General features: G+C 74.3%; 9 protein-coding genes. 4 read left to right on the forward strand and 5 right to left on the reverse strand.

Going from position 1 to position 7,731, the window contains the following annotated elements; translation table 11 throughout:
* From MHW47_RS29150 to hutU, 3 genes are all read right to left on the reverse strand, one after another.
* The coding region (locus MHW47_RS29150; protein WP_239226753.1) for a formimidoylglutamate deiminase at positions 1-1,068 on the reverse strand (1,068 nt) is incomplete at its 3' end.
* Positions 1,059-2,270 (reverse strand): allantoate amidohydrolase, encoded by a 1,212-nt coding sequence (locus tag MHW47_RS29155; protein WP_239226760.1) that lies wholly within the window; start codon positions 2,268-2,270, stop codon positions 1,059-1,061. The genes MHW47_RS29150 and MHW47_RS29155, both read right to left, overlap by 10 nt.
* A 26-nt stretch (positions 2,271-2,296) precedes the next feature.
* Positions 2,297-3,955 carry a urocanate hydratase gene (hutU, locus tag MHW47_RS29160; protein WP_239226754.1) on the reverse strand — a complete coding sequence of 553 codons (1,659 nt, stop codon included), beginning with the start codon at positions 3,953-3,955 and terminating at the stop codon, positions 2,297-2,299.
* Between the two features lie 235 nt (positions 3,956-4,190).
* Between hutU and MHW47_RS29165 the strand changes: the two genes are divergently transcribed.
* The 4 genes from MHW47_RS29165 to MHW47_RS29180 all read left to right on the forward strand — a co-directional run bounded on the left by MHW47_RS29165 (position 4,191) and on the right by MHW47_RS29180 (position 6,317).
* Entirely contained in the window at positions 4,191-4,586 is a 396-nt protein-coding gene (locus MHW47_RS29165; RefSeq protein WP_239226755.1) for a hypothetical protein, read from the forward strand.
* 35 nt (positions 4,587-4,621) lie between these two features.
* Positions 4,622-5,353, forward strand: coding sequence for a transcriptional regulator (locus MHW47_RS29170; protein WP_239226761.1), 732 nt, complete (start codon positions 4,622-4,624; stop codon positions 5,351-5,353).
* A 38-nt stretch (positions 5,354-5,391) separates the two neighbouring features.
* Positions 5,392-5,847 carry a roadblock/LC7 domain-containing protein gene (locus MHW47_RS29175; RefSeq protein WP_239226756.1) on the forward strand — a complete coding sequence of 152 codons (456 nt, stop codon included), beginning with the start codon at positions 5,392-5,394 and terminating at the stop codon, positions 5,845-5,847.
* Between the two features lie 95 nt (positions 5,848-5,942).
* Positions 5,943-6,317, forward strand: coding sequence for a hypothetical protein (locus MHW47_RS29180; protein ID WP_239226757.1), 375 nt, complete (start codon positions 5,943-5,945; stop codon positions 6,315-6,317).
* Positions 6,318-6,366: 49 nt separating this feature from the next.
* Here the strand turns inward: MHW47_RS29180 and MHW47_RS29185 are convergent, their stop codons facing one another.
* On the reverse strand, positions 6,367-7,212 hold the full coding sequence (locus MHW47_RS29185; RefSeq protein WP_239226758.1) for a MurR/RpiR family transcriptional regulator: 846 nt from the start codon (positions 7,210-7,212) through the stop codon (positions 6,367-6,369).
* Between the two features lie 100 nt (positions 7,213-7,312).
* The coding region (locus MHW47_RS29190) for a hypothetical protein (protein ID WP_239226759.1) at positions 7,313-7,731 on the reverse strand (419 nt) is incomplete at its 5' end.

Raw genomic sequence — 7,731 nt, forward strand, 5'->3', positions numbered from 1 at the left:
GGTGCGCAGCCGTTCGTTCAGCTCCATGGCGCGGGCCTCCTCGAAGAGGTCGATCACCGCGTGACTGTCGCTGCCGAGCGAGAGCGGGGAGCCGGCGTGCTGGAGGGCGGCGGCGGGTCCGATGCCGTCGGCGAGGTCGCGTTCGGTCGTCGGGCACATGCAGGTGCCGGTGGAGGTGGTGCCGATGAGGGCGATGTCCTCGTCGGTGAGGTGGGTGTTGTGGATGCCGGTGGTGCGCGGTCCGAGGACGCCGTGGTCGGCGAGGAGCTGCGTGGGGGTGCGCCCGTGCGCGGCGAGGCAGGCGTCGTTCTCGGCGGTCTGCTCGGAGAGGTGGACGTGCAGCGGGGCCCGCCGTTCCTCCGCCCACCGGGCGACGGTGGCGAGCTGGCCGGCCGGGACGGCCCGTACGGAGTGGACGGCGGCGCCGATGAGGGCGTGGTCGTCGCCCTTGAGCGCGGCGGCGCGTTCGGCCCAGGCGTCGGCGGTGCCGTCGCTGAACCGCGCCTGATGGCGGTCGGGGGCGCGGTGGTCGTCGGGGCCGGTGCCGAATCCGGCGGAGAGGTAGGCCGTGTCGAGGAGGGTGATCCGGATGCCGGCCGCGCGGGCGGCCGCGATCAGGGCCTCGCCCATGGCGTTGGGGTTGTCGTAGGGGGTGCCGCCGGGGCCGTGGTGGAGGTAGTGGAACTCGCCGACGGCGGTGATTCCGGCGAGCGCCATCTCCGCGTACACGGCGCGGGCCAGCTCGTAGTAGCGGTCGGGGTCGAGCCGGGAGGCGACCTGGTACATGGTCTCGCGCCAGGTCCAGAAGGTGCCCGAGCCGACCTGGACGGTGGAGCGCAGGGCGCGGTGGAAGGCGTGCGAGTGGGTGTTGGCCAGGCCCGGCAGGGTGAGGCCGCGCAGCGCGGTGGCGCCGGGCGGCGGGGCGTCCGCCCCGGTGCGGACGCGGGCGATCCGCCCGTCCGCCACGTCCAGGGCGACGCCCGGCTCGACATGGGTGCCGAGCCAGGCGTGGGAGAGCCAGTACGTCTCGGTGACGGGCGCGCCCGTCGCCTCCGTCGTCAGCGGCACGCGAGACCTTCCAGTACGTCGGCGAGTGCGGTGACCCCGGCGGCGCAGTCGTCCTCGGCGGCGTGTTCGGCCGGTGAGTGCGAGATGCCGGTCGGGTTCCGTACGAACAGCATGGCGGTCGGTACGGAGGCGGACAAAATACCCGCGTCGTGTCCGGCGCCGGTGCCGAGCACGGGGACCGGGCGGCCGGGTCCGCGCGCGGACTTCTCCAGCAGGGTGCCCAGCTCGTCGCGGAGGGCGTGCCGGAACTCGACGACGGGCGTGAACGACTCGCGGACGACGTCGAGGTCGATGCCGGCCCGGTCGGCGTGTTCCCGGGCGGCCCGTTCGACGGCGGCGACGACCGTGTCCAGGGTGTCCTGGTCGGCGGCGCGGGAGTCGAGCCAGCCGCGCACGAGGGAGGGGATGGCGTTGACCCCGTTGGGCTCGACGGCGACCTTGCCGAAGGTGGCGAGGGCGCCCGCGAGTTCCGCCTCGCGGCGGGCGGCGAGGACGGTCTCGGCGTAGGTGAGCATCGGGTCGCGGCGGTCGGCGAGCCGGGTGGTGCCCGCGTGGTTGGCCTCGCCCCGGAAGTCGAACCGCCAGCGCCCGTGCGGCCAGATCGCGGAGGCGATGCCGACCGGGTCGCCGGAGAGGTCCAGGGCCCGGCCCTGTTCGACGTGGAGTTCGACGAAGGCGCCGATGCGGGCGAGCCGTTCGGGGTCGGGGCCGATGGCGTCGGGGTCGTACCCGGCGGCGGACATGGCCTGCGGGAGGGTGACGCCGTCCGCGTCGCGCAGTCGGTGCGCGGCCTCGGGGGTCAGCTGTCCGGCGGCGAGCCGGGAGCCGACGCAGGCGAGGCCGAAGCGGGCGCCCTCCTCGTCGCCGAAGTTGGTGATGGCCAGCGGTCTGGTGAACGCGGCGCCCCGGCCGCGCAGTTCGTCGAGCGCGGCGAACGCGGAGACGACGCCCAGCGGCCCGTCGAAGGCGCCGCCGTCCGGTACGGAGTCCAGGTGGGAGCCGGTGACGACGGCGTCCTCGGCGAGGGGGTCGCCGAGCCAGGCCCACTGGTTGCCGTTGCGGTCGGTCTCGACGGTCAGTCCGCGCGCCTCGGCCTGTTCCCGGAACCAGGCCCGGCACTCGGTGTCGGCGCCGCTCCACGCGTAGCGCCGGTACCCCCCGCTCGCGGCGTGCCGGCCGATGGGGGCCAGTTCGGCCCACATGGCCCGGAATCCGGAGGGTGCGGGGGTCACGCGTCCTCCCGCATCGGGACGCGTACGCCCTTGTCCCGCGCGACGGAGTCGGCGATGTCGTAGCCCGCGTCCACGTGCCGGATGACGCCCATGCCCGGGTCGTTGGTGAGCACCCGCCGGATCTTCTCGCCGGCCAGCGCGGTGCCGTCCGCGACGGTCACCTGTCCGGCGTGGATCGAGCGGCCCATGCCGACGCCGCCGCCGTGGTGCAGGGAGACCCAGGAGGCCCCGGAGGCCACGTTGACCATGGCGTTGAGCAGCGGCCAGTCGGCGATCGCGTCGGAGCCGTCGAGCATGGCCTCGGTCTCGCGGTACGGGGAGGCGACGGAGCCGCAGTCCAGGTGGTCGCGCCCGATGGCCAGCGGGGCCGCCAGTTCGCCGCTCGCCACCATGTCGTTGAACCGCTCGCCGGCCCGGTCGCGCTCGCCGTAGCCGAGCCAGCAGATGCGGGCGGGCAGGCCCTGGAAGTGGACGCGTTCGCCGGCCATCCTGATCCAGCGGTGCAGCGACTCGTTCTCGGGGAAGAGTTCGAGCAGCGCCTTGTCCGTCTTGTGGATGTCGGACGCCTCGCCGGACAGCGCCGCCCAGCGGAACGGGCCCTTGCCCTCGCAGAACAGCGGCCGGATGTACGCCGGTACGAAGCCGGGGAAGTCGAAGGCGCGCTCGTACCCGGCGAGCCGCGCCTCGCCGCGGATGGAGTTGCCGTAGTCGAAGACCTCGGCGCCGGCGTCCATGAAGCCGACCATCGCCTCGACGTGCCGGGCCATCGACTCGCGGGCCCGCAGGGTGAAGTCGGCGGGCTTCTCGGCGGCGTAGGCGGCCATGTCGTCGAAGTCGACGCCGGCCGGGAGGTAGGACAGCGGGTCGTGCGCGCTGGTCTGGTCGGTGACGATGTCGATGGGGGCGCCCTCGGCGAGCAGCCGGGGCAGCAGGTCCGCCGCGTTGCCGAGGAGGCCGATGGAGAGCGGGCGGCGGGCGTCGCGGGCCTCGACGGCGAGCTGGAGGGCGTGCTCCGGGGAGTCGGCCTTCACGTCCAGGTAGCGGTGCTCGATGCGGCGTTCGATGGCGCGGGGGTCGCAGTCGATGCAGATCGCGACGCCGTCGTTCATGGTCACGGCGAGGGGCTGGGCGCCGCCCATGCCGCCGAGTCCGGCGGTCAGGGTGATGGTCCCGGCCAGCGTGCCGCCGAACTTCTTGGCGGCGACGGCGGCGAAGGTCTCGTAGGTGCCCTGGAGGATGCCCTGGGTGCCGATGTAGATCCAGGAACCGGCGGTCATCTGGCCGTACATGGTGAGTCCGAGCGCCTCCAGGCGGCGGAACTCCTCCCAGTTCGCCCAGTCGCCGACCAGATTGGAGTTGGCGATCAGGACCCGCGGCGCCCACTCGTGGGTCTGCATGACGCCGACCGGGCGGCCGGACTGGACGAGCATCGTCTCGTCCTGCTTGAGCGTGCGCAGCGTACGGACCATCGCGTCGAAGGAGCGCCAGTCGCGGGCCGCCTTGCCGGTGCCGCCGTAGACGACGAGCTGGTCGGGGTGTTCGGCGACCTCGGGGTCGAGGTTGTTCTGGAGCATCCGCAGGGCGGCTTCCTGCTGCCATCCCAGGGCACTCAGTTCGGTACCGCGCGGCGCCCGTACGGGGCGGGGTCCTGACATGGCGGATGCCTCCTCGCGACTGTGAATTTTCTATTCACATCTTGAGCGGGTGAATACCTCCAGTCAACAGGCCCGGCCGGAGACCTCTTGGCGCCGTTCCGTCCGTTTCGCGGGGGGCGCGTTCTCCGGAGTCCGCCCGCATGTACCGATGGAAAATGCCAGAACCCCCACCCGGAGCGAGCACGATGCGTAACCTCTGGGTCACAGCCGAACGCCGTGTCGGAGGGGAATCCGCGTGCCCGGAATCGACGAGTGCCTGCTCGACGTCATGAGACTGCCCGGCGCCAGGGGCGCCGCGGTCGTCGACTGGACCAGCGGTCTCGCCCTCGGCACCATCGGCGAATCACCCAACGGCGACCACGAGGCGACCGCCGCCGAGACGGCCGAGGTGGCCCGGATGGCGGCCGAACAGCCCGCGTTCGCCGAGGAGTTACCGGAGGCGGCCGGGAGCGCTCCCCCCGTCGAGGACGTCATCGTCACCACCCGCTCCGGCTACCACGTCCTGCGGTTCGTGGCGACGGAGTTCGACAGCAGCGTCTTCCTCCACCTCTGGCTCGACCGCGCGGAGGGCAATCTGGCGCTGGCCCGGATCCGCCTGGGCGAGATAGCCGAACGGCTGGTCCTCGCGTGACCGCCGCCCTCGCGGACGACCCCGTCCTCTCCCCCATGCTCCAGCGCCTCGCCGGCGAACGCGCCACCGGCGCCCTGATGCGCGACCGGGGCACCCTGTACCTGGCCGACGGAGAGGTCGTCCACGCCGAGAGCCCGGCGACCCCCGGCATCGACGTCCTGCTCACCCGCGGCGGCACCCTGCGCCACGAGGGCTGGTGGGACGCGGTCGCCGAGGCGGGGGCCGGGCAGCGGGTCGGGCGCTACCTCGTCGACAGCGGCCGGGTGCCGGGCGGCGCCCTGGAGCTGTGCCACCTGGGTGCCCTGTACGACGCCGCGTTCTTCGCGCTCGCCCCGACGCGGACCCCGGCGCGCTTCCGGTACGGGGTGGCGCACTGGATCGGCCCCGTGCGGCCGGTGCCGGTGGACGCCGTGCAGCGCGAGACGCTGCGGCGCCGGGAGCTGTTGGACCGGATCTGGCCGGACGGGGCCGTGGACACGGCACCGCTGCGGCGGACGGGCCGCCCGGCCGACGCCCCGGTCCCGGCGGGCCGGCGACGCGTCCTGGAGTGCGTGGACGCGGGGCGTACGGCCACCGGCATCGCGCGCGAGCTGGGCAGGTCCGCCTTCCACGTCCTGGTGGACCTGCGGCGCCTCGCGGCGGCCGGGCTGGTCGAACCGGTCCCGCGACAGGCGGCCGAGACGGGCCGGGTGGCGCTGCCCGAGGTCACGGCCGACCCGGACGTCGCCCTGCTGCGCCGGCTCCGAGACGCCCTGGAGGCCCTGTGATACGCGCGCTCAGAACGCGTGCCGGAAGGAGACAGCCGATGGTGCCCGAGGCCGAAACCCAGGACGTCCTGGCGGAGCTCCAGCGGTTACGGGCCCGGGTTCCGCTGCTCTCCGGCGCGCTGGCGGCCAGCACGGACGGCCTGGTCCTGGCCCATGACACGCCCGGGGTGGAGGCCGAGGGGGTGGCCGCGCTGACCGCCGCCGCGCTCGGCGTCGCCATCCGGATGACCGAGGCCACCGGCCGGGGCGGCTTCCGCGAAGTGCTCGTGCGCGGCGAGTCCGGCTACATCGCGGCGTACGCGGCCGGCTCCCAGGCCGTCCTCACCCTGCTGGCCGAGGACCGGATCAACGTCGGCCGGCTCCATCTGGAGGGCCGCCGGGCCGGCACCCGGATCGGCGAACTCGTCGACCGGGCCCTCGCGGGGGCCCCGCGGCCCGCCCCCGCGCCGCAGGCCCCGCAGCAGCCGGGCGCCCTCCCGCACCGCCCGGTCTGAGCCGCGTCCGCGCGCCGGCCGGGCGCCCCCGACACCACCCCACCACGCAACGGAACCGGTCACCTTCGGCCGGGCAGAGAAAGGGAGCACCACTCATGGCGAACACCGAAGCGTCATTGAAGGAAGCGATGTCGTCCATCGAGGGCACCACCGGTGTCGCCCTCGTCGACTACACGAGCGGCATGGCGCTGGGCACCCTCGGCGGCGGCAAGGACTTCAACCTGGAGGTCGCGGCGGCCGGCAACACCGACGTCGTACGCGCCAAGCTACGCACCATGGAGCACCTCGGCATCAACGACGAGATCGAGGACATCCTGATCACGCTGGGCAGCCAGTACCACCTCATCCGGCTGCTCAAGTCGCGCGGCAACACCGGCCTGTTCCTCTACCTGGTGCTGGACGCCGGCCGCGCCAACCTGGCCATGGCCCGCCACCAGCTGAAGAAGATCGAGGCGGACCTGGAGGTCTGAGGAGGCGGGGTACGGGCCGCGCACCGGGCCCGTACCCCGGTCACTCCGCTCACTCCACGAACAGCCCCCGGGCCGCCGCGCCCGCGTCGAACTCCTCCAGCCGGGCCTGGGCGTCGGGCAGCCCGTCGCACATGGCCTCCAGGAGCACCCGGCCCAGCAGCATCGGCGCGCAGGCGGTGTCGAAGGCGAGGCCGGTCCCGACGGCGGCCGGGACGAGCAGGTCGCTGTGGGCGGCCACCGGGGCGAACGCGGAGTCGGCCACCGACACCACGGTCAGCCCGAGGCCCCGCGCGTACGCCAGGGCGTCCACGACCTCGCGGGGGTGGCGGGGCAGCGCGAAGCAGATCAGCGCGCTCGCACCGGCCCGCCGGGCCGCGTCGATCCGGTCGTGCAGCATGCTGCCGCCCTCGTCGAGCACCCGCACGTCCGGGTGCACCTTGGCCGCGAAGTACCCGAATCCGCGCGCCTGCGAGGAGGCCGCGCGCAGTCCGAGCACGGGCAGCGGCCGGGACGCGGCGAGCAGCCGTCCGGCCCGCTCGACGGGGGCCGGGTCGGCGAGGAGTTCGGCCAGCCGGCGCAGGTTCTCGATCTCGCCGAGCACCGCCTGCTGGTACTCGTTGTACGTCTGCGCCGCCTCGTCCGCCTCCGCCCCGGCCGGCACCATCTCGCGCAGCCGCCTGCGCAGCGCGGGATAGCCGTCGAAGCCGAGCGCGACGGCGAACCGGGTGACGGAGGGCTGGCTGACCCCGGCCAGCTCGGCCAGCTCGACGCTGGACAGGAACGGGGCGTCCCCGGCCCTGCGCACCATCGAGTGCGCGATGCGCCGCTGCGTGGGCGTGAGCCGGCGCCCCTCGAACAGCTCCTGCAACCGCGCTGCCGGGCCGCTCCCGCTCATCCTGTCCCCTCGCTCACTCACCGGCACCGGCCTCCGGCACCAGCCCCATTCAGCCAGCACGCCAACTGAATGTCCATATGCAGCCAGCGCCGCCCGGCGGTCAGACGGCCCGCTGGTGGTGGGCGACCAGGGACTGCCAGGCGGTCAGGAGTTCGGTGCGGCGGGGGGCCGCGGCCGGGTCGGGGCAGCGGACCGTGGGGCGGGTGCCTGGCAGGGCGGAGCAGTGGTAGAGGCCGGTGTCCGGGGCGAACCATTCCCGGAGCAGCCAGCCGGGCGGGGGCTCGGGCGGGCCGAAGTGGTCGTAGACGAAGGCGGCCTCCTCGGGTGGGCGCGGGTGGTCGGACAGGGCGGTGAGCCGGCCCGGTGCGGTGATCTCCGCCAGGTCGTCGTCGGGGACGCGCCAGCGGGCCATCAGCTCCCGCCAGGCCCGGTACGCGGGCGTGTCCGTGCGCGGGGCCGGGACCTCCCCGGGTGCGGGGTCGGTCCCGGCCGCCGCCGCGGCGACGGCGTGCAGCAGTC

It is taken from the genome of Streptomyces sp. OfavH-34-F (genome assembly GCF_022347745.1).
Lineage (GTDB): Bacteria > Actinomycetota > Actinomycetes > Streptomycetales > Streptomycetaceae > Streptomyces.

Coding starts and splice junctions, on each gene's coding strand:
- MHW47_RS29155 (WP_239226760.1), bottom strand. CDS start 2,270: ATGTGGGCCGAACTGGCCCCCATCGGCCGGCACGCCGCGAGCGGGGGG.
- hutU (WP_239226754.1), bottom strand. CDS start 3,955: ATGTCAGGACCCCGCCCCGTACGGGCGCCGCGCGGTACCGAACTGAGT.
- MHW47_RS29170 (WP_239226761.1), top strand. CDS start 4,622: ATGCTCCAGCGCCTCGCCGGCGAACGCGCCACCGGCGCCCTGATGCGC.
- MHW47_RS29175 (WP_239226756.1), top strand. CDS start 5,392: ATGGTGCCCGAGGCCGAAACCCAGGACGTCCTGGCGGAGCTCCAGCGG.
- MHW47_RS29180 (WP_239226757.1), top strand. CDS start 5,943: ATGGCGAACACCGAAGCGTCATTGAAGGAAGCGATGTCGTCCATCGAG.
- MHW47_RS29185 (WP_239226758.1), bottom strand. CDS start 7,212: ATGAGCGGGAGCGGCCCGGCAGCGCGGTTGCAGGAGCTGTTCGAGGGG.